This window comes from Aestuariibius sp. HNIBRBA575, assembly GCF_040932005.1.
Taxonomy (GTDB): Bacteria; Pseudomonadota; Alphaproteobacteria; order Rhodobacterales; family Rhodobacteraceae; genus CANLNM01.
This window is the reverse complement of sequence record NZ_CP162414.1, coordinates 1,178,769-1,198,471: the sequence shown is the minus strand read 5'-3', so window position 1 is coordinate 1,198,471 and position 19,703 is coordinate 1,178,769. Positions and strand designations below refer to the sequence as shown.

The following is a 19,703-nucleotide window of genomic DNA, read 5'->3' as shown; positions in this document are numbered from 1 at the left end:
TTCAAACTCATGTTTTTTTGTCAATAAGTTAACGCCACCTTAACCCCTTGGTTGACAATACGACGCACATATACGAGACCGCCGTCACACATAACCCGCAACCGGGCGTTCCGTGGGCGCCAAAACGACGAGGAGCTAGGCCAGATGAGCCAGATTTCCCTTACATTTCCTGACGGCAATATTCAGCAATTCGAAGCCGGGGTAACCCCCGCCGAAGTGGCTGCCTCTATTTCCAAATCCCTCGGCAAAAAGGCAATTTCCGCCGGGATCAACGGCCAGCATTGGGACCTGCAATGGCCGATTGAGGCAGATGCCGATATCGCCATCTACACCATGAAAGACGAACCCCAAGCGCTGGAATTGGTGCGTCACGATCTGGCCCATATCATGGCCCGCGCGGTGCAGGAATTGTGGCCAGATGTCAAAGTGACCATCGGCCCGGTGATCGATAATGGCTGGTATTACGACTTTGATCGCGCCGAGCCGTTCACCCCAGAGGATCTGGGCACGATCGAAAAGAAGATGAAGGAAATCATCAACAAACGCGAACCTGTGACCACAGAAATCTGGGATCGGGATCGCGCGGTGAAATTCTATGAGGCCAATAACGAACCCTACAAAGTTGAGCTGATCGAAGCCATTCCCGGCAACGAACCTCTGCGCATGTATTGGCACGGCCATTGGCAGGATCTGTGCCGCGGGCCGCATTTACAGCATACCGGACAGGTGCCGGGTGATGCGTTTAAACTGATGTCGGTGGCCGGTGCCTATTGGCGCGGCGACAGTGACCGCGCGATGTTGCAGCGGATTTATGGCGTCGCGTTTTTGGGCAAAGAAAAACTAAAGGCCCACCTGCACATGCTGGAAGAGGCCGCCAAACGCGATCACCGAAAACTGGGCCGCGAAATGGACCTGTTCCACATGCAAGAAGAGGCCCCAGGGCAGATTTTCTGGCACCCCAATGGCTGGCGCATCTACACATTGTTGCAGGATTACATGCGCCGTCAGCAACAGCGCGGCGGCTATGTCGAAGTGAACACGCCCCAAGTTGTGGATCGCAAATTGTGGGAAGCGTCAGGGCATTGGGAAAAGTATCAAGAAAACATGTTCATCGTCGAAGTGGACGAAGAACATGCCCGTGAAAAAGCCGTCAACGCGCTGAAGCCGATGAACTGCCCGTGTCACGTGCAGATTTTCAACCAAGGTTTGAAATCCTATCGTGATCTGCCGCTGCGGATGGCCGAATTTGGGTCCTGTAACCGCTATGAACCCTCTGGGGCGCTGCACGGGATCATGCGGGTGCGCGGCTTTACCCAAGATGACGGGCATATTTTCTGTGCCGAGGATCAGATCGAAGCGGAAACCGCTGAATTCATCGATTTCCTGACCCGCATCTACAAAGATCTGGGCTTTGAAAAGATCAGCGTTAAGTTTTCGGATCGCCCTGAAACCCGTGCCGGATCAGACGACGTCTGGGACAAAGCCGAAGCCGCGTTGCTTTCGGCCACCCGTGCGGCCGGGATTGAGCCAGAACTGAACCCCGGCGAAGGCGCGTTTTATGGGCCCAAGTTGGAATTTGTTCTGACCGATGCGATTGGCCGTGATTGGCAATGTGGCACCCATCAGGTGGACTTTGTTCTGCCTGAACGGCTGGACGCCACATATATTGGCGCGGATGGGGGCAAACATCGCCCTGTGATGCTGCACCGCGCAACATTGGGATCGTTTGAACGATTCATCGGGATCCTGATCGAAGAACATGCCGGCAAATTGCCGTTCTGGCTGGCGCCGCGTCAGGTGGTCGTCGCGTCGATCATTTCGGATGCAGATGATTATGTGGCCGAAGTGGTGGCGGCGTTGCAAAAGGTGGGCGTGCGCGCCGAGGCCGACATTCGCAACGAAAAGATCAACTATAAGGTCCGCGAACACAGCCTTGGCAAAGTGCCGGTCATTCTGGCGATTGGCGCCCGCGAAGTCGAAGAGCGTACCGTTTCGGTCCGTCGTCTGGGGCAAAAGCAATCCAGCGTCGAACAATTGGACGCCATCATTGCGCAATTGCAGACCGAATCCACGCCACCAGATCAATTGAGCTAAAATTTTCCACATATTTCGACCAAAGGGCCGCGTTTTTGACGCGGCCTTTTTTGTAACATTTCTCACATGGCCCAAATTGCAGGCGCCGGATCGCATTATACTTTGTCCAAACTGTAACATTTTAGCGCCGCGCCTTGTTACATTTTCATCGGTTTCGTTTGTCGTTTTGTTTGTTTTCTTAGGTTTGCCGCACTTGCATAGCCGATTTGCGCCTCACGAATGCTCACGGAAACGCGAGACACGGCCTCGTGAGTGGGAATCTTTACGATTGGCGGGCATCTTTTGGTTGTCGCCATCGATTGGTGGCACGTTTTTTACTCAGACAAACAAAGGGAAATCCCATGTCCAAGACGACCAAGACCATCGCCGTTGCTGGCGCCGTTGCATCCGCTATCGCTGGCCTCGCGACCTCGGCCGCCGCTGAAGAAAACGAAAAGTGCTACGGCATTTCGCTGGCTGGCGAAAATGATTGCGCAGCTGGCCCAGGCACAACATGTGCAGGTACATCCACAGTAGATTACCAAGGCAACGCATGGACATTTGTTCCTGCTGGCACATGTGCAGACATCACCATCGAAGCAATGGGTGACAGCCCAGAGCGTATGGGGTCCCTGGAAGCGTTGGATCGCGACCTGCCTGCATAAGCAAATTTTGGGGGAGGTGGTTAACCTACCTTCCCCACTTTTATGTTATACCACCGACGAACCATATTTAAATCCGGTAGGCCCTCATGTTCGACGCGCCCAGCTTCTCTCTGCCGAACCGGTCCGGTGTCGGCTATAAACCCCAACATTTCAGTGACATCCTGAATAATCCGGCCCCTGTGGCATGGTTTGAGGTGCACGCTGAAAATTATATGGGGCTTGGCGGGCGACCCTTGGCGCAATTGCGCCATCTGCGTGAACATTTTCCTATTTCAATTCATGGCGTTGGCCTATCCATCGGTGGCGAAGCCCCCCTGGATACAGATCATCTGGCCCGGCTGAAAACGTTGTGTGATGCCGTTGATCCCGCCAGTTTTTCGGAACATCTGGCCTGGTCCAGCCATGACAGCGCGTTTCTGAACGATTTGCTGCCCCTGCCCTATAATGACGCCACCCTGACCCGAGTCGCCGATCACATTGATCAGGTGCAAAACACATTAGGTCGGCGCATGTTGCTGGAAAATCCGTCCAGCTATCTGGCCTTTGAACAAAGCACTCTGTCCGAAACAGAATTCCTGAACGAAGTTGTCAAACGCACCGGTTGCGGTCTGTTGCTGGACGTCAACAACGTCTTTGTCAGCGCCACAAACCTGCAAACCAGCCCTCAGGATTACATCAATGCCTTCCCGATGGAGGCTGTGGGTGAAATTCATCTGGGTGGCCATGACGAAGACGAAGATGAGCATGGCGCGCCGCTGTTGATCGACAGCCATGGTGCTGAAATTGCTGATCCGGTTTGGGCGTTGCTGGACCTGACACTGGAAAAATCCGGCCCCAAACCGATCCTGATCGAATGGGACAATGATGTACCGGATTGGGATGTTTTGGCCACCGAAGCCCAGCGTGCCGAGCACGCGTTGGAACAGGTGATCGCATGAGCATGTCACAGCTAGAAAACGCGCCACAATCAGATTTTCGCCGGGCCATTTTGAGCGCAGACCGTCCCGTCCCGGACGGTTTGGTTGGCCCCACAGGTGCCCGGGCTGGCAAACGGTTTGATGTTTATCGCAACAATGTCGCGGTCAGTTTGACCGAAGCATTGCGCGCGGCATTCCCCGTCATTCGCAAATTGGTTGGAGATGAGTTTTTTGACGCAATGGCAGGGGCTTATCTGCGCAAACATCCCCCTAGCACACCACTGATGATGTATTACGGCGCCGAAATGCCCGCGTTTTTGCGGCGTTTTGGACCGGTCAAACATCTGGGTTATCTGCCCGACATTGCAAAGGTCGAGTTGGCCGTGCGCGCATCCTATCATGCACCCGACAGCACCCCCATTCAGGCCGATGCTTTGCAGGCCTTTCCTCCCGAACAAATGATCAGTTTGAAACTGACATTGGCCCCAACCGTCCGCATTATCCAAAGTCGTTGGCCGATCTTCGGTGTGTGGGACAAAAACATGCGCGATGACGCGCCTCAGCCGCAAAATGCGGCCCAACATGTGCTGGTCACACGGCCCGGCTTTGATCCCATGGTTGACCCTCTGACCCCGGATCAAAGCCGATTTTTACAAGGGTTAGGTGCGGGAAAATCCCTTGGCCTTGCCCTTGCTGCAGCGCCAGAAGGCTTTGACCCCGCGCCGGTTCTCGGCTTGCTCCTTTCCCGTAACGCTCTGACGAAAGCTTTTCAATAATGACTGCCCTCCTCACTCTTTATGACCGTCTGACCGCCGCTTTGAACAAAATTGCAGGCCCCGCCCTGCCGACATTGGCACGGTTCGTCTTTGCCGCTACATTGTTGATTTATTTCTGGAAATCGGCATCAACCAAGCTCGGGGATGGCGTATTTGGTTTCTTAAAACCCGGTATTGGCGCCTATGGTCAGATGTTCCCCAAAGCATTGGAAGCAGCCGGATATAACACATCTGAGCTGAGCTTTTTCCACTGGTTGATTGCGGTCGCGGGCACCTGGGCTGAATTCATTCTGCCGCTTTTGATTGTGATCGGGTTGTTCACCCGGTTGGCGTCATTGGGCATGATCGGGTTTGTGATCGTGCAATCCCTGACCGACCTATATGGTCATGGTGGTATCGAACATGCGGCCACCGTCGGGGCATGGTTTGACCGGTTGTCAGACGGTGCAATTCTAGATCAACGGGCGTTTTGGATGTTGGCATTGCTGACCTTGGTACTAAAAGGCGCAGGGCCATTATCCGTTGACAAAATCCTGTCAATACGACGCGCCTAAGCCAGCGATCAGACACAAAACGCCCGGTCCATGTGATCGGGCGTTTTGCGTTATATGACGTTGATAGATTTAGAAATGCGCCTTTGGTTCGTCAGGTTTTCCAGCCGCCAGCGCCAAAACCCCGCCCAAACCTGCAAAGCCAATCGGAAACATCGTTGCGACGTTAAACCCAAAGGCCGCATAAAACAGGGCCGCAGCCCCCAATAGCAAAATTCCGCCCCATAAGGCACGCGCTTTGGCCATTGCGCCACCGGCAATTGCCAACAATGGTGCAAAGAACGACGCCGCCCGTACCAAGGCCGGGTTTTCGAACATGAACAATTCGCCGACTTCGGCATGGGCGTTGGCCAATTCCGTCCAGCCATAGCCAAACAACCCCACCAACATGCCCAAAAGCCCAGCAATCAGGCCCAATGTCAAAGCTGCGTTTCGCATGATTTTTCTCCTGCTCTATGCGCTTTAGATAGGTGCATGACACAATTATCCAAGCAAGGCCGCCTGCACATCTTTGCCCCACCCCAGATATAATTGCCCGTTTATCTCGATCACGGGCCGTTTCATCAAGGTTGGATGATCTATCAGCAAATCCAAAACCGGGCGCGCACGTTCTGTTTCATCCAAGCCACGCCAAGTGGTTGATCGCGTATTCAAAATTGCGTCGCCAAATTCCACCTGAAATCTTGACAGATCCGCTGGCGAAACGCCATCGCTGCGCACATCGATCACTCGCAATTCATGCCCTGCACCCCGCAATGCTTTTTGTGCTTTGCGACATGTGTCACAGGTTTTTAGTCCATAAAACGTCATTTTTGGCCTCTTTGTCGCTTGATCACGCAGCATTTACAGAAAGTTTCCCGCCTCTACAAACTTGTCATTTGCCTTTTTCAATCCAGGCTTAGCCTAATGGAACCGGCCTTTGCGCCAAGTATCCAAGACCAATGACAGGAGACACCAAATGCCCCAAGGCACAGTAAAATGGTTTAACACCGCCAAAGGCTTTGGCTTTATTGCCCCACAAACGGGTGGCAACGATGTGTTTGTTCACATATCCGCCGTTGAACAGGCCGGCATGACAGATTTAAAAGACAATCAACCCATTGAATATGATCTGATTGACGGGCGGGATGGCCGGCAAATGGCCGGGAATCTGCGACGCCCCTAATCTGCGGTTCGTCCCCAATTATACCGTCAACGATTGGGCTGTTGCGTCAACAGCGCACGGATTTGTTTGGGGGTCAGCGGGAAAAGTGCGTTTGAGATGTGTTTTTGTTCCATAATCCCAATTTAGGGGCAGCTTTAGTGGCAAATCAGGGGAAATCAGCCGCGGTTTTCCCGCTTTGATTGTCTGTGCCGCGCCCTGAACCGGGCCACTTCCATGCTAAATGATGCCACCACAACCGTCTTTTTTCGCTGCAGACAAGGAATTTACGTGCGTTTTTTGCCGCTTTTTGAGGGTTCTGCAAAGCTGCGCGTTGACTTTTGCGGCTCATAACGGGACGTTGTGCAGAGCAGTTGACGCCAAAAAAATTTACAAGGGGCAGGACAATGATCCGCAACGTTTTCGTGGTAGCAAGCCTGACGGCGCTTATGGCCTGTGGTGACGGGCAACCGTTTGTTTTCACCGGGGCGGACGCAAATGGCGACGGCACCGACACAACCGATAATGGCATCCCAGAAGCCATTGGAAACAATGTCGAATTTGCATCCTTTAACCCAACAACTGGCGATTTCACAGTTCAGATCACATCGTTGGACAGCACCCCTAGCACCGTCACCTATACGCGTGCCGCATCCCTCGATGTGCCCGGCTACACCGCCTATTCCCAACAAGAAGACGTGTTGGACCGGTTCTTTGTCGCGATTGCGGCAGAATCCACAGACGGCACGTCAACCGGTATGGTCATCATCGATGGCGGCCAATTCAACAAATTTTTCGGCGGCGTATATTACGAACAAAACGGATCGTTTTCAGCCCCCAGCGCAGCCACGGGGCTGGTTTCATATGCAGGCGAATATGCCGGGCTAACCAATCTGTGGGTTGATGAAAGCCACGCCGACAACCTGACAATTTATGACCCCACCGACCCAACGTTTGCCGGAATTGACCCGCTTGATCTGGGTCGCCAGCCGGGGCGTGTGACCGGCACCGTGTTCATCAACGCTGATTTTACCGACAATACGGTCAATGGCAGCATCCGTGATCGGTTTCTGATCGAACATAATGCAATTTTGCCTGATGTTATTTTGACCCCAACTGTTGGAAATATTGACCCAACCACCGGGGCGTTTTCGGGAACCGTCGAAAACGAAGATCAGGACGGTATCGGCGATTATGCTGGTGTCTTTGGCGGCAGCGGGGCCACCTCTGTTTCGGGCGGCATTCATATTGAAAGCTACCTAGACGACTTTGATGCGGAACAGGAATATGGCGTGTTTGTATTGACGCAATGTGGCCAGCCCGGTGACGCCGCGATTTGTGATCTGGTTAATCCCTAAACATGCGTGATCGATTTTGGCGGGCGCTACATATTGCGCCGATTTGTTTGGCTTTGTTTGGTTCCGTTTCGCCCGCCCTATCGCAGACAACAACTGGCCAGCCCGGGTCATCGCCCACTCAGGTCGCGGTTTCTGGGCCTCAGCTGCGGGTTTTAGCGCAACAAGCTGTTTTGTCGGGGCGGTACCAATTGGCCTTGGATATGGCGGTGGCTTTGCTGGAATCGGATCCGCATGATCGCACGGCCCTGATTGTGATCGCTGCGGCCGCACCGCGCGCCGGTTATATTCGTGATGGATTTCGCGCCGCGACACAGGCCTATCGGGTTTCAGACACATCCGAACAAAAATACGAAGCCGCACGACTGGCTGCGCTGGCTGCATATAGCGAAGAGCGGTTCGCTGTCGCGCAGTTTTGGTTGCGCCGTGCGGCGGCCCATGCGCCATCCGAACAGCAAGCCGCTGAAAACGCACGCGATTTTGGCCGCATTCGGTCCCAAAACCCGCTAAGTGTTCAACTGCAATTTGGGGTCACGCCGTCGTCGAATTTAAACGGTGGGTCATCCGAGGCCGTGAACATTATCGAAGGCGTGCCCCTTGTAGGGAGCCTCAGCGGCGATGCGCAGGCCCTCTCTGGCTATGCAGCCACTGCAAATGTGTCGCTAAGATATCGATTGGATCGCTCTGAAAATGCGGCCACCTATGTGAATTCAAGACTTTACCGTCGTCAGGTTTGGCTGTCACAAGACGCCCAAGAATTGTCACCAGACAGTGAAAACGGCGATTTTGCCTCGACTTATGGTGAACTCGAATTGATGCATGTGCGCCGATCTGGTGACGGCATCCTGACCGGCGGACTTAGTTACGGTCAAAGCTGGTTTGGGGGCGAACAGCAATTCAGCTTTGTGCGGATGCGGGCCCAGCGCCAGACGCCGTTGGAAAATGAACGATTTTCCTTGTCTTATGGGGGGTCATACGAGTTGCGGTGGGCCCCGGACCAAGACGGGGTGTATTCTCAGACGACAAAACTGGATGTCAGTCTGGGCCACCAAACAGAGGCAGGCCAACATCTAAGCTATGGTTTGTTTCTGCAAAATGTCGACGCAACAAACAGCAATGCCGATGCCCGCTCTTATCGCGCTCAGATCAGCTATGCCCCGGCTCAGAATGTTGGACCGGCCCAAATGCGCTTTAGTCTTGGGCATGAATGGCTGCACTTTGACGATTATGCCGTTGGTTTTATCGCGGTGCCCGGTGGGCGATTAGACAAACGGTTATATGGCTCTGCCGAATTCATGTTTACGGATTATGATTACGCGGGATTTGCCCCCGTCATCACCATTGCCGCCAGCCAATCCGACAGCAATGTCAGCCGATTTGAACGGTCTGAATTTTCAGTTGGTTTAAGTTTCCGCAGCACATTCTAACTCAAACATATTCCGCTGGTCATGCGGGCCGAAACCGCTAAACTTCTGTCAATTCCAACAGGAGAAACACAATGCCTTTGAAGTATTTACACACAATGGTGCGGGTCCAAGATCTGGCGAAATCAGTCGCGTTTTATGAGCTATTGGGCATGCGCGAAGTCAAGCGGTATGACAGTGAAGAAGGGCGATTCACGTTGCTGTATTTGGCAGCCGAAGGTGATGAAGACACCCCTCTGGAATTGACCCATAACTGGGATGGTGACGATGGTTTGCCATCCGATAGCCGCCATTTTGGTCATCTCGCCTATTCCTGTGAAAACATTTATGATCTGTGCCAGTTCTTACAAGATAATGGCGTGGTGATTAATCGTCCGCCACGTGATGGCCGCATGGCGTTTATCCGGTCGCCCGACAACATTTCGATCGAATTGTTGCAAGAAGGCGATGCGCTAGCGCCAGCAGAACCTTGGGTGAGTATGGAAAGTGTTGGCCATTGGTAAATTCCTGAACATTGCGGTGATGCTTGGCGCGTTCGCGGGTCAGGCGTCAGCGCAATGTCGCCAAGCGTTGGCATTGGGGCTCGATGTTTCTGGCTCCGTCGACGCACAAGAATACCGGATGCAATTGGACGGATTGCGGGCCGCCCTAAATGATCCCAAAGTTGTGCGCGCATTGATCGGGTCGTATGACCACCACGTTCGCTTGCTGGTTTATGAATGGAGCAGTGCTGATTTTCAGCGCATATTGGTTCCATGGACGCAAATGGAAACTCAGGCGGACCTTGCTCAGGTTTCTCGACAACTCAGCCAAACAACACGCCAATCTTCCGGGCCAAGCACGGCCCTTGGCTCTGCTATGAGCTTTGGCTTGAACGCCTTAACGCAACAATCGGAATGTTGGGGTCATACGCTTGATATTTCAGGTGATGGCATTTCAAATACCGGGCCACGCCCGCAGGATGTTTCCGATCAAAATGGACCTGACGGCGCCGTTGTGAATGGCCTAACCATCGGGGTCGCCATCCAAGACAATCTTCATATTCCACAAATCGGAGACCTCAATGCCTATTACCGTGCTTATGTCATCCGTGGGCCCAGCGCATTTGTGGAAACGGCCATCGGGTTTGAAGATTATCAAAATGCAATGACCCGCAAACTACTGCGGGAGTTGCAATCTATCGCGATTGGTGCGGGCCCACACCCCCACCACCCTGCAGGATAGACCCCGGCTAGGCCGGGTTAATAGATATATCGGATCTGATCCGTCCAATAGCGTTCGACGCGGCGTAGAGATGATGAAATCTCTTCGATGCCCATCTCATCCAGTACACCCTTGGCCTTTAGCCCTTCGGCGTGTCCTTCAAACAATGCGGTCACAATATCCCGGATATCGCGGCCTTTTTCCGTTAGTCGAACGCGCACTGATCGCCGGTCAATTTCGCAGCGCTGATGGTGCATATATCCAAGATCAACCAGCTTTTTCAGATTATAACTGACGTTTGAACCTTGATAATAACCGCGACTTTTTAGTTCGCCAGCGGTGACTTCATTGTCGCCAATATTGAACAATAACAACGCCTGAACTGCGTTAATTTCTAACACGTTCACCCGTTCAAATTCATCTTTGATCACGTCCAGCAACAGACGATGCAATCTTTCAACGAGCGTGAGCGCGTCAAGATAGCTGATCATGAAGCCTTTGTTCGACTGCCCGGCAGGCGGCATCTGGCTGTGAAGGCTCATTCGAAAACTCCGTTACATTTGTCTTGCCCCTTGATGACGCAAAAGAATCCAACAAAGCGTTAAGTGCGCGACTTTTTTTGGCAGTTCGTTCAAACTTGAATGATTTTATCCCGATGACAGCCCGGCAACGATCCCGTGTTTTCCATCACGAATCCGTCCAATCAGCACTGAATATTGGGCCGGAAAATCCAATTGTCCTGACACCCATGGATAAAGGTCCTGATCGTTTTCGGCCAGAAACTTTTCATACAGATCAAGCTCTTGATCATTCATACCGGCCAATTCAGCATCCGCAAAACTTTGCAGGATCAAATCCATTTCTTTGATCCCGCGTCTGATCGAACGCATATATAAACGTTTGATCCGGATATCTCGCGTTTCACTCATCCGGTTTGTTCCAATGCGGTGCGCAAACGTTTTTCAAGCAGGCCCAATCGCGTCGTTAGCGTCGCGGATTGCGTGCGCAACACCCGAATTTCGGATAAAATTGCGGTCATATCTTCGGGAATCTCGGCCAATGTGCCCGGTGGATCCACACCTTCGCCCTGCCCTGTCAGCAGCCACGTCAGGCTCACACCCAGCAATCCTGACAGCATCGATAGCTTGTTGGCGCGCGGTTCGGCCAGGTCTTCTTCCCAGTTGCGCAATGTGCTCAGCTTGACGCCCAGCCGTTTTGACAGTGTTTTCTGCTCCATGCCCGCATCTTCGCGCGCGCCTGCCAATCTGTCACCAAAGGTCGCATGTTGTTCACTGAACCAGTCTTCGCTGCTCATGTTGGCCTCATATCTCTTGATCCCTAATATATGCCATCGTATGACACATTGCTGTCAATCATACCACCGGAGGCCCTGATGTCCTTTCTGTCCGCGACACTGAACCGCGTTAAACCGTCTCCGACGATTGCGGTTACCAATAAGGCCCAGGAATTAAAGGCCGCTGGTCATGACATTATCGGATTGGGCGCCGGCGAGCCGGATTTTGACACGCCCCAAAACATCAAAGATGCGGCCAAGGCTGCCATTGATGCAGGACGCACCAAATACACGGCTGTGGATGGCATTGCCGAACTGAAATCCGCGATTGTTACTAAGCTGAAACGCGACAATGATCTGGACTATTCCCCCGCGCAGGTATCCGTATCGGGCGGCGGTAAACAGGTTCTGTTCAACGCGTTGCTGGCCACCCTGAATGAAGGCGACGAAGTCATCATCCCAGCCCCCTATTGGGTCAGCTACCCCGATATGGTGGTGTTGTGCGGCGGCACGCCGGTGATCGCCCAAGCGTCCCTGCAAACTGGATTCAAACTGACGGCAGATCAGCTTGAGGCCGCCATTACGCCCAATACCAAATGGCTGATCTTTAATTCCCCGAGCAATCCGACCGGTGCGGGCTATAGCTGGGATGAGCTAAAAGAGCTGACCGATGTGTTGATGCGTCACCCGCATGTCTGGGTGATGACGGATGATATGTACGAACATCTGGCCTATGGCGATTTTGAATTCTGCACCCCGGCTCAGGTTGAGCCGCGCCTTTATGACCGCACTTTGACCATCAATGGCGTGTCCAAAGCCTATGCCATGACCGGTTGGCGCATCGGTTATGCGGCTGGACCTGTGGAATTGATCACCGCCATGCGCAAGGTACAGTCCCAATCCACATCCAATCCGTGTTCCGTTAGCCAATGGGCCGCGGTTGAGGCGCTAAACGGCCCTCAGGATTTTCTGGCCAGCAACAATGACGTGTTTAAACGCCGCCGCGATCTGGTGGTGGATATGCTGAACGCATCCGAGGGCATTCAATGCCCCACCCCGGATGGCGCGTTTTATGTCTATCCGTCCATCGCCGGGTTGATCGGTAAAACCAGCGCAGGCGGTACGGTGATCAAAGACGACGAAGCCTTTGCCACCGCATTGCTAGAAGAAACCGGCGTCGCCGTTGTGTTTGGTGCAGCCTTTGGCCTATCGCCGAATTTCCGCGTTAGCTATGCAACCTCAGACGATGCCCTAAAAGAAGCCTGCAGTCGTATTCAGGGGTTTTGTTCCAAGCTGGCATAACATTCAAAAACCCAATTACGTTCATAGGTCAAATTTGTGGCAAACAAAGCAGTCGATATTTGCAACCTATTCAACCTGTTCTGAGCTTTGAACTCTTGCATCAACAGGGAAGTCATACGCGCGCTCTATGACGTCAAACAATCTTGGCCTTAATACGGGGGCTACAGTCTGATAAGATAGCCCACAATGATAAGGTGTTTCGTGTTGATCGAATGCGGGCCCATTCCATCTTTGGGTTACAGGGGTTTGAGCATGGTGAATGTCTCTTAACGCTGAGGAAAGCGCATTAATCGTATCCGGCTCAATCAACGATGTCCTGATTTTTTGCCAATGTGCTTTCACCAACTCGAAATCAGTGCCATTCGCGCAGTACAATAAGTACTCATGGGAAGCTTCAACCAATAAATCTGCAGGCTTTAAAACCGGTGTAATTTCTAAGAATGACCAGACAAAGACTGAAGGTCGGTGTAAAAAAACAATCGTGCGGCCTGAAAATCCACCAGGGGGGCCAAGGTTTTCGCCAGTTTCAATGCGACCTTCATACGCTGTAGGAACCTCGATGATCGTATTGACAAGCGTACTTCCTCGCAGTTTTAAAGCAAAATCTAAGGTGAGCTTGCTGTTGTAAAACTCACAAAACTCACATTCAAAGCCTTCGAAAGGGTCCTGAAATGAGGTCTGAAAAGCAAAATGTGGTTCGCGATAGCTATGTAACCCAACCCTTGCGTCATTTACCCTCCATTCAAATCCGCTGACGCCGCGCAAATTTGGTGTCAAAGTGAAGCCGCTGATACGAAGATTGTTGAGAATTGAGTTTTCAAAGTTAATCGCGTCGAGAGAAACCGAATTAAAATCCAATCTATTGAGCTCGGAAATGCGTTGATGAAATTGACGCTCATCGATGTTGGCAACGTCACTGAAAACGGGTGGCTGCACACAAACCCCGTTCCTATAAAGCCCTATAGCCGCACAAGAAAAATCTGTTTGCGAAAAACTCTGCCCAGCCAAAATAAGTGTGTTGCGAGCGTTCCCTTTACCAATGTCTCCACCGATAGGTCTCAGCAACACATCCCACGCCGTCGCAATTTGCGCCAATTTGCGAAATTCGGCTTCTTCGGCACGCGCGGCGCGTTCTTCGGCGCGGATGGTGTATTCGCTCCAGAACCCCACCAACGTAGCTAAAATCAACCAGATCCCTGCCACAGCCGCCAGACGGGTACCCCAGGACGTTTCCATCCATGTCACCAAACGATGCGCACGGGTTTCTGTTGGGATCATCGTTTTAGACGCTTGGTCAGGAAGGGATTTGATCAACTGATCGATTTTGTCTTCCAACCGGGTGATGTTATCAGCATGGGGTCGCTGAACCGGCTGTTTTGGGCCGATAAAATCGTTTTTCTCTGGCACTTGGCTCAATATAAGGTCTTTCAATTGCGTTGCTTGTCATACTCTTTCCGGGTTCCATTAAAAAGTAAACAAATGCGCGCATCGCGCCTCTCTATGGGCTTTGACAGGGCGCGGGGCGCATAATAGGCTGACGTCAAAGAATATGAGGCGCTGACCCTTGGCAGATCTACCAGATTACTATTTTCGCGTGCGTGAAAACGGCGCTGTTGTGTTTCGTGTTGATACTGAAAACCGGCAGCGGCGGATCGAAATGGATCAAATCGCGGTGGTGCATGTCAAAAAGGGTGAAATCAAACCCCAAGGCGACCGCCAGCTGACGGATCAGGATATTGAGACGATCCAAAACTGGCTAACCGAACGCACCGCCCTTTTGGCGCAGCGTGATATCGACGACATTCACCGCGCGGTCGACTACATGAACATCACCACTCAGTGGGTGCAATCCAACGCCACGGATGCGCAGCTAGAGGATGTGACGGATGCGTTGTTGCTGGCCATGCATGACCTGCGATCTGTGCTGGTGCGCAAAAAGGCAGATCGCCTGATGAAAGCCAATGGCGACTAAATCGAAGGGATGCAGGGGTTGCGCCATCGGTGAATATCCCCCATGTGACCCACATCACGCCGTTCACAGCAAGAGACGCCCATGCCCAATCCTTTGATTTCCTGGTTCAACCGGGCCGAGCGTAATTTCCGCCATTCCTTTGGCAAGGATATTTCCACCCCGCGCGAACGGCGGCGTTCCATGCGACATTACAACTGGCTGGATCACGCGATTTTGCGGGTCTGGTGGCGCAATTTCCATGAGGTGGCGCCGGGCGTTTATCGATCCAACCACCCAACCCATAAACGGTTTGTGGAATATGCGGATATGGGCATCACCCATATTCTGAACCTGCGCGGCGAAGACAAATACGCCCATTATCTGTTCGAAGTTGAAAGCTGCGACATGTTGGGGCTGACGCTGGTCGATCACAAATTATACGCCACCAAAGCTCCTGATGCCCAAAAGGTGTTGGAGCTGATTGATCTGCTGCGCGACACGCCTCGCCCCTATCTGATCCATTGTAAATCAGGTGCAGATCGCACCGGGCTGGCTGCGGTACTGGTGTTATACCTCCTAGAAGGCGAACCCCTAGAAACAGCGCTGAAACAGCTGGATGGCAAATTCATGCATGCGCGCAAATCCAAGGCGGGGGTTTTGGACTATTTCTTTGAGGTTTACCGCGCCCGCACCGAACGCGACACGATTGCGTTCACGGATTGGCTGAAAACCGAATATGATCAGGCTCAGTTGCAAAAGGATTTTGACCAGCTGCGCGCCAACAAAGAATGGCGTTAAACGCTGATCTTTACCGCCTGTATCCAGAACCGCCAATTCAATAGCAAACAGGCCATCGACAGCCCGACAACCAGCCCGGCCCAGACGCCAACCCCACCAAAATCAAAAACAAATCCCAGCAAATAAGACGTGGCCATCCCAACACCCCAATAGCTGAACGCCGCAAGGTACATCGGAATCCGCGTATCCTGAACGCCGCGCAGCAACCCCAGTGCAATCACCTGCATCGCGTCGACAAACTGAAAAATCGCCGCCATGAACACCAATGCCACGCCCATGACAATGATCTGATCACGCGCAGGATCGGCAGGATCAATAAAGGCTGCGACCAATTCCTTTGGATAGATAAAAAAGAGCGCGATCCCGAGCGCGGCAATCACCGCAGAAATCGCAAAAGCGGTTTTGCCCGCCACACGCAACCCCGCTTCGTCATGGCGCCCCAGACATCGCCCGGCCCGCACGGTCACCGCTTGGGATAATCCCAGATGCACCACAAACACCGCCGACGCCAATTGCAGCGCCACCCCATGCGCGGCCAATTCCAGCGTGCCCAGCCATCCCATCATGATCGACGCTGCGGCAAACAGGCCGACTTCGGCCAGAACGGTCAGACCAATCGGCAGCCCAACCTGAAACACACTTTTTAGGGCGGGGCCATCAATGCGCCACAGACGTGTAAACAGGGCATATTCCGGCGTGACCCGGATCACATAGATGACCAACACAATGATTGACGCAAAAACCAGCGTAACCGACGCAATCGCCGCCCCTTGCAGGCCCAGCTCTGGCGCGCCCCAATTGCCGAAAATCAGCGCATAATTCAGAAAGACGTTCAAAACCGCCGTCCCAACCGTCACCCAAAGGATAACCTGCGTCCGTTCCAGCGCGGACAAAAACGACCGCAACACCTGTACCACTAGACCCAAGGCCAATTGCCACCCGGCGATGCGCAGATAAAGCTGCCCCAGCTCGGCGATTTCAGGTTCTTGGCCGATGGCCAGAAAAATGGGTTCCGACCAAATCAGCGGCACCATGAACAGCAATCCATAGGCCACTGACGCCCACATCCCCATCCGGGTTAACCGGCGCACACGCTGGGTATCACCGGCTTCGACCGCTTCGGCGACCATCGGCATAACCGCAAAGGCAAACCCGCCCCCCAGCAAAAACAGCACAAAGTAAAAACTGCCCGCCAAGGTCACGGCCGCCAACGCCGACACATCATACCAGCCCAACATCACCGCATCGGTCAGCCCGATGGCAAATTGCGCCAGATTGCTGCCGATCAACGGGATCCCAAGTGTCAGTAATTTGCGGGCTTCGGTGCGGTATATAACGAAACTATTCATCCCTGATGCTTACGCGCGGGTTTGGCTTCGGTCTAGATAAATTTGTCAGCAGACAGACCCCAAATTGTAACGTTACAATTCCCGAAATTAACCGGAGCCCACAATGTCCCTGATCCAAGACACACAATCCTTTTTACGCGATTTGTCTCAGAGCAATAGCCGCGATTGGTTTCTCGCCCATAAATCACATTATGAGTCACATCTTAAAACCCCGGCTCTGGTTTTGCTGGATCAACTGTCGGCGGATTTGGAGCGGCTATGCGATACCAAGGTGACGCCAAAACTGTTCCGCCCTCATCGCGATGTGCGTTTTTCCAAGGACAAGACCCCCTATCACACCCATCTTCATATGTTGTGGGCCCTGCAATCCGGCCCCAAACCGGCGTTTTTCTTTGGTATTTCCCCCGATGATGTCACGGTGGGTGGCGGGATGATGGGGTTTGACAAAACCCAGCTCACGGATTGGCGCGCTGAAATTGACCAAAACGGCCAGTCCTGGGCCGACATGATTGCCCCCATGTTAAACGACGGCTGGCGGCAACATGATCCCGACCTAAAACGTGTCCCCGCCCCCTTTGACAAGGATCACCCGCAGGGCGACTTGCTGCGCCGAAAATCACTGACCCTCTGGAAATCCGCGCGTGATCTGGATGATCTGTTGCCCTCTTTCACAGAGCTGAACCCGGTCCTGCAAAAACTGGTTCACCTCTGATGCACCTATGTCCTTTGGTGGGTTCAAATCCGCAATCCCCCGGCCTTTCCGCTGGCCTTTCCGCTGGCCTTTCCCTTGGCCGCCCCTGACGGGTCCCCATGGAATTATCCACAGAAATCGGCACGTTTCCCCGGTGATATTGCCACATTTAGGCGGCTCAATCTTGCCCCCACCCCACATCTGGGCATAATGTGACCAACCAAACACAAAGAGCAGCGCAACATGCCCGACGATCTTCTCTCCGGTACTGGTCCGGACGACTATGATGCTTCTTCGATCGAAGTCCTTGAGGGACTGGAACCGGTGCGTCAACGCCCGGGCATGTATATTGGCGGCACGGATGAACGCGCGCTGCACCATATGGTTGCCGAAATCCTCGACAATTCCATGGACGAAGCGGTGGCCGGTCATGCCAACCGGATCGAAGTGACGCTGCACGCGGATTATTCCGTCACCATCACCGATAATGGCCGCGGCATTCCGATCGATCCGCATCCGAAATTCCCGGATAAATCCGCCCTCGAAGTGATCCTATGTACCCTGCATGCTGGCGGTAAATTTTCGGGCAAAGCCTATCAAACCTCTGGCGGTTTGCACGGGGTTGGCTCGTCGGTGGTGAACGCGCTGTCGGACATCATGAAGGTGCAGGTTGCCAAAAACAAAGAGCTTTATGAGCAAAGCTTTAGCCGTGGTATCCCGCAAGGCCCGGTCGAAAAAATCGGCGCGGCCCCCAATCGGCGCGGCACAGCGGTGACATTTCACGCGGATGAACAGATTTTTGGAAAACACCGGTTCAAACCCAAACGACTGATGACCTTGGCCCGCTCCAAGGCCTATCTGTTTTCCGGGGTCGAAATCCGCTGGAAATCCGAAATCGACGATGGCGACACTCCGGTTGAAGCCGTGTTCCATTTCCCCGGTGGCCTGTCGGATTACCTGTCAGAAACACTAGGAAAGTCAACTGTTTACGCCGATGTTCCGTTCGCGGGCAAAGTCGAATTTGCCGATAAATTCAACGAACCGGGCTATGTGGAATGGGCGATCAACTGGACCCCGACCCGCGACGGGTTCATCCAATCCTATTGTAACACCGTCCCCACCCCCGAAGGCGGCACACATGTCACCGGGTTCTGGAACGCGATCATCAAAGGCATCAAAGCCTACGGCGAATTGATCGGCAATAAAAAGGCAGCTCAGATCAACCGCGACGACCTGTTGGTCGGTGGCTGCGCGCTGGTGTCCTGTTTCATCGCCGATCCGGCCTTTGTCGGGCAAACCAAGGACCGCCTGTCATCAGAATCCGCCAATAAAATGGTGGAAAATTCGGTGCGCGACCATTTTGACAATTGGCTGGCCGCCGATACCAAATCCGCAGGTGCGATCCTTGATTTCCTTGTTCTACGTGCCGAAGAACGCCTGCGTCGCAAGCAAGAAAAAGAAACCCAACGCAAAACCGCGACCAAAAAACTGCGCCTGCCGGGCAAACTGACCGATTGCACCAATAAGGACCGCACCGGCACCGAATTGTTCATCGTCGAGGGCGACAGCGCGGGCGGGTCCGGCAAAGGCGCACGGGATCGCAAAACACAGGCTTTGTTGCCGCTCAAAGGTAAAATCCTGAACGTTCTGGGCGCCGCGTCGTCCAAACTGGGCTCAAACGCTGAAATCAACGACCTGTGCGAAGCGCTGGGGGTCGGCATGGGCACGCGGTTCAACGTCGAAGACCTGCGTTATGAGAAAATCATCATCATGACCGATGCGGATGTGGACGGCGCCCATATCGCGGCGTTGTTGATGACGTTCTTCTTTACGCAAATGCGCCCCCTGATCGACCAAGGTCACCTATATTTGGCCTGTCCACCGCTATATCGTCTGACGCAGGGGCCAAAACGGGTCTATGTGGCCACCGATGCGGAAAAAGACGCCCTGATGGACAAAGGTCTGGGCGGAAAAGGAAAAATCGACGTTCAACGGTTCAAAGGTCTGGGTGAAATGGACGCCAAGGACCTGAAAGAAACCACAATGGACCCCAATACCCGCCAATTGATCCGCGTCACCATCGACGAAGACGAACCCGGCGAAACCGGCGATCTGGTCGAACGTCTGATGGGCAAAAAACCCGAGCTGCGGTTCCAATACATCCAAGAAAACGCGCGGTTTGTTGAAGAGTTGGATGTTTAATTATTTCAAAG

Annotated in this window: 22 protein-coding genes; 15 read left to right on the top strand and 7 right to left on the bottom strand. The window is 53.3% G+C overall.

What is annotated here, in order from left to right; all coding sequences use genetic code 11:
• Nucleotides 1-144: 144 nt before the first annotated feature.
• The 5 genes from thrS to AB1F12_RS06065 all read left to right on the top strand — a co-directional run bounded on the left by thrS (nucleotide 145) and on the right by AB1F12_RS06065 (nucleotide 4,985).
• Nucleotides 145-2,094, top strand: coding sequence for a threonine--tRNA ligase (gene thrS / locus AB1F12_RS06085; RefSeq protein WP_368187332.1), 1,950 nt, complete (start codon nucleotides 145-147; stop codon nucleotides 2,092-2,094).
• 341 nt (nucleotides 2,095-2,435) lie between these two features.
• Nucleotides 2,436-2,738: a DUF2282 domain-containing protein gene (locus AB1F12_RS06080; RefSeq protein ID WP_368187330.1), complete on the top strand. Its 303-nt coding sequence runs from the start codon at nucleotides 2,436-2,438 to the stop codon at nucleotides 2,736-2,738.
• An 86-nt stretch (nucleotides 2,739-2,824) separates the two neighbouring features.
• A complete protein-coding gene (locus AB1F12_RS06075) occupies nucleotides 2,825-3,676 on the top strand; it encodes a DUF692 family multinuclear iron-containing protein (RefSeq protein WP_368187328.1) in 852 nt (283 codons plus the stop codon).
• On the top strand, nucleotides 3,673-4,431 hold the full coding sequence (locus AB1F12_RS06070; protein ID WP_368187326.1) for a DUF2063 domain-containing protein: 759 nt from the start codon (nucleotides 3,673-3,675) through the stop codon (nucleotides 4,429-4,431). The genes AB1F12_RS06075 and AB1F12_RS06070 overlap by 4 nt, the downstream gene beginning before the upstream one ends.
• Nucleotides 4,431-4,985, top strand: coding sequence for a DoxX family protein (locus AB1F12_RS06065; RefSeq protein WP_368187325.1), 555 nt, complete (start codon nucleotides 4,431-4,433; stop codon nucleotides 4,983-4,985). The genes AB1F12_RS06070 and AB1F12_RS06065 overlap by 1 nt, the downstream gene beginning before the upstream one ends.
• Nucleotides 4,986-5,054: 69 nt before the next feature.
• On the opposite strand, the gene AB1F12_RS06060 is transcribed toward AB1F12_RS06065, so the two are convergent.
• The gene (locus AB1F12_RS06060) at nucleotides 5,055-5,420 is read right to left on the bottom strand and encodes a hypothetical protein (protein ID WP_368187324.1); all 366 of its coding nucleotides are present in this window, start codon (nucleotides 5,418-5,420) and stop codon (nucleotides 5,055-5,057) included.
• Between the two features lie 45 nt (nucleotides 5,421-5,465).
• Nucleotides 5,466-5,792, bottom strand: a complete 327-nt coding sequence (locus AB1F12_RS06055; protein WP_368187323.1) for an arsenate reductase family protein — start codon at nucleotides 5,790-5,792, stop codon at nucleotides 5,466-5,468.
• Nucleotides 5,793-5,940: 148 nt separating this feature from the next.
• Between AB1F12_RS06055 and AB1F12_RS06050 the strand changes: the two genes are divergently transcribed.
• From AB1F12_RS06050 to AB1F12_RS06030, 5 genes are all read left to right on the top strand, one after another.
• Nucleotides 5,941-6,147 (top strand): cold-shock protein, encoded by a 207-nt coding sequence (locus tag AB1F12_RS06050; protein ID WP_368187321.1) that lies wholly within the window; start codon nucleotides 5,941-5,943, stop codon nucleotides 6,145-6,147.
• A 383-nt stretch (nucleotides 6,148-6,530) separates the two neighbouring features.
• Nucleotides 6,531-7,481, top strand: a complete 951-nt coding sequence (locus AB1F12_RS06045; RefSeq protein ID WP_368187320.1) for a thymidylate synthase — start codon at nucleotides 6,531-6,533, stop codon at nucleotides 7,479-7,481.
• A gap of 2 nt (nucleotides 7,482-7,483) precedes the next feature.
• Entirely contained in the window at nucleotides 7,484-8,905 is a 1,422-nt protein-coding gene (locus AB1F12_RS06040; protein ID WP_368187318.1) for a hypothetical protein, read from the top strand.
• Nucleotides 8,906-8,976: 71 nt separating this feature from the next.
• Nucleotides 8,977-9,405, top strand: coding sequence for a VOC family protein (locus AB1F12_RS06035; protein ID WP_368187317.1), 429 nt, complete (start codon nucleotides 8,977-8,979; stop codon nucleotides 9,403-9,405).
• A complete protein-coding gene (locus tag AB1F12_RS06030; protein ID WP_368187315.1) occupies nucleotides 9,392-10,126 on the top strand; it encodes a DUF1194 domain-containing protein in 735 nt (244 codons plus the stop codon). Before AB1F12_RS06035 ends, AB1F12_RS06030 begins: the two co-directional genes overlap by 14 nt.
• A gap of 17 nt (nucleotides 10,127-10,143) precedes the next feature.
• Here the strand turns inward: AB1F12_RS06030 and AB1F12_RS06025 are convergent, their stop codons facing one another.
• The 3 genes from AB1F12_RS06025 to AB1F12_RS06015 form a co-directional block, all read right to left on the bottom strand.
• Nucleotides 10,144-10,647, bottom strand: coding sequence for a MarR family winged helix-turn-helix transcriptional regulator (locus tag AB1F12_RS06025; protein WP_368187313.1), 504 nt, complete (start codon nucleotides 10,645-10,647; stop codon nucleotides 10,144-10,146).
• Nucleotides 10,648-10,752: 105 nt separating this feature from the next.
• A complete protein-coding gene (locus AB1F12_RS06020) occupies nucleotides 10,753-11,034 on the bottom strand; it encodes a succinate dehydrogenase assembly factor 2 (RefSeq protein WP_368187312.1) in 282 nt (93 codons plus the stop codon).
• Nucleotides 11,031-11,420, bottom strand: a complete 390-nt coding sequence (locus tag AB1F12_RS06015; protein ID WP_368187311.1) for a multiprotein-bridging factor 1 family protein — start codon at nucleotides 11,418-11,420, stop codon at nucleotides 11,031-11,033. The genes AB1F12_RS06020 and AB1F12_RS06015 overlap by 4 nt, the downstream gene beginning before the upstream one ends.
• A 78-nt stretch (nucleotides 11,421-11,498) precedes the next feature.
• Between AB1F12_RS06015 and AB1F12_RS06010 the strand changes: the two genes are divergently transcribed.
• Nucleotides 11,499-12,701, top strand: a complete 1,203-nt coding sequence (locus AB1F12_RS06010; RefSeq protein WP_368187310.1) for a pyridoxal phosphate-dependent aminotransferase — start codon at nucleotides 11,499-11,501, stop codon at nucleotides 12,699-12,701.
• A gap of 66 nt (nucleotides 12,702-12,767) precedes the next feature.
• Here the strand turns inward: AB1F12_RS06010 and AB1F12_RS06005 are convergent, their stop codons facing one another.
• Nucleotides 12,768-14,117, bottom strand: a complete 1,350-nt coding sequence (locus AB1F12_RS06005) for a hypothetical protein (RefSeq protein ID WP_368187308.1) — start codon at nucleotides 14,115-14,117, stop codon at nucleotides 12,768-12,770.
• A 148-nt stretch (nucleotides 14,118-14,265) separates the two neighbouring features.
• On the opposite strand from AB1F12_RS06005, the gene AB1F12_RS06000 reads away from it, so the two are divergent.
• Together AB1F12_RS06000 and AB1F12_RS05995 are read left to right on the top strand one after the other, a co-directional pair.
• Complete coding sequence (locus AB1F12_RS06000) at nucleotides 14,266-14,673, top strand: hypothetical protein (protein ID WP_368187307.1); 408 nt, start codon at nucleotides 14,266-14,268, stop codon at nucleotides 14,671-14,673.
• 81 nt (nucleotides 14,674-14,754) lie between these two features.
• Nucleotides 14,755-15,450 (top strand): tyrosine-protein phosphatase, encoded by a 696-nt coding sequence (locus AB1F12_RS05995; RefSeq protein ID WP_368187305.1) that lies wholly within the window; start codon nucleotides 14,755-14,757, stop codon nucleotides 15,448-15,450.
• Here the strand turns inward: AB1F12_RS05995 and AB1F12_RS05990 are convergent.
• Nucleotides 15,447-16,799, bottom strand: a complete 1,353-nt coding sequence (locus AB1F12_RS05990; protein ID WP_368187303.1) for an MATE family efflux transporter — start codon at nucleotides 16,797-16,799, stop codon at nucleotides 15,447-15,449. The genes AB1F12_RS05995 and AB1F12_RS05990 overlap by 4 nt on opposite strands.
• A 103-nt stretch (nucleotides 16,800-16,902) precedes the next feature.
• On the opposite strand from AB1F12_RS05990, the gene AB1F12_RS05985 reads away from it, so the two are divergent.
• Entirely contained in the window at nucleotides 16,903-17,511 is a 609-nt protein-coding gene (locus AB1F12_RS05985) for a TIGR02453 family protein (protein ID WP_368187301.1), read from the top strand.
• A gap of 222 nt (nucleotides 17,512-17,733) precedes the next feature.
• Nucleotides 17,734-19,692, top strand: a complete 1,959-nt coding sequence (gene parE / locus AB1F12_RS05980) for a DNA topoisomerase IV subunit B (protein WP_368187300.1) — start codon at nucleotides 17,734-17,736, stop codon at nucleotides 19,690-19,692.
• The last annotated feature ends 11 nt before the right edge of the window (nucleotides 19,693-19,703 follow it).

Excerpts from the sequence above, each read along its gene's own strand:
- AB1F12_RS06040 (WP_368187318.1), top strand. The coding sequence starts at position 7,484 with ATGCGTGATCGATTTTGGCGGGCGCTACATATTGCGCCGATTTGTTTG.
- AB1F12_RS06035 (WP_368187317.1), top strand. The coding sequence starts at position 8,977 with ATGCCTTTGAAGTATTTACACACAATGGTGCGGGTCCAAGATCTGGCG.
- AB1F12_RS06020 (WP_368187312.1), bottom strand. The coding sequence starts at position 11,034 with ATGAGTGAAACGCGAGATATCCGGATCAAACGTTTATATATGCGTTCG.
- AB1F12_RS05985 (WP_368187301.1), top strand. The coding sequence starts at position 16,903 with ATGTCCCTGATCCAAGACACACAATCCTTTTTACGCGATTTGTCTCAG.
- AB1F12_RS06050 (WP_368187321.1), top strand. The coding sequence starts at position 5,941 with ATGCCCCAAGGCACAGTAAAATGGTTTAACACCGCCAAAGGCTTTGGC.
- thrS (WP_368187332.1), top strand. The coding sequence starts at position 145 with ATGAGCCAGATTTCCCTTACATTTCCTGACGGCAATATTCAGCAATTC.
- AB1F12_RS06060 (WP_368187324.1), bottom strand. The coding sequence starts at position 5,420 with ATGCGAAACGCAGCTTTGACATTGGGCCTGATTGCTGGGCTTTTGGGC.
- AB1F12_RS06055 (WP_368187323.1), bottom strand. The coding sequence starts at position 5,792 with ATGACGTTTTATGGACTAAAAACCTGTGACACATGTCGCAAAGCACAA.
- AB1F12_RS06080 (WP_368187330.1), top strand. The coding sequence starts at position 2,436 with ATGTCCAAGACGACCAAGACCATCGCCGTTGCTGGCGCCGTTGCATCC.
- AB1F12_RS06010 (WP_368187310.1), top strand. The coding sequence starts at position 11,499 with ATGTCCTTTCTGTCCGCGACACTGAACCGCGTTAAACCGTCTCCGACG.
- AB1F12_RS06045 (WP_368187320.1), top strand. The coding sequence starts at position 6,531 with ATGATCCGCAACGTTTTCGTGGTAGCAAGCCTGACGGCGCTTATGGCC.
- AB1F12_RS06065 (WP_368187325.1), top strand. The coding sequence starts at position 4,431 with ATGACTGCCCTCCTCACTCTTTATGACCGTCTGACCGCCGCTTTGAAC.
- AB1F12_RS06075 (WP_368187328.1), top strand. The coding sequence starts at position 2,825 with ATGTTCGACGCGCCCAGCTTCTCTCTGCCGAACCGGTCCGGTGTCGGC.
- AB1F12_RS05990 (WP_368187303.1), bottom strand. The coding sequence starts at position 16,799 with ATGAATAGTTTCGTTATATACCGCACCGAAGCCCGCAAATTACTGACA.
- AB1F12_RS05995 (WP_368187305.1), top strand. The coding sequence starts at position 14,755 with ATGCCCAATCCTTTGATTTCCTGGTTCAACCGGGCCGAGCGTAATTTC.
- AB1F12_RS06070 (WP_368187326.1), top strand. The coding sequence starts at position 3,673 with ATGAGCATGTCACAGCTAGAAAACGCGCCACAATCAGATTTTCGCCGG.
- parE (WP_368187300.1), top strand. The coding sequence starts at position 17,734 with ATGCCCGACGATCTTCTCTCCGGTACTGGTCCGGACGACTATGATGCT.
- AB1F12_RS06025 (WP_368187313.1), bottom strand. The coding sequence starts at position 10,647 with ATGAGCCTTCACAGCCAGATGCCGCCTGCCGGGCAGTCGAACAAAGGC.
- AB1F12_RS06015 (WP_368187311.1), bottom strand. The coding sequence starts at position 11,420 with ATGAGCAGCGAAGACTGGTTCAGTGAACAACATGCGACCTTTGGTGAC.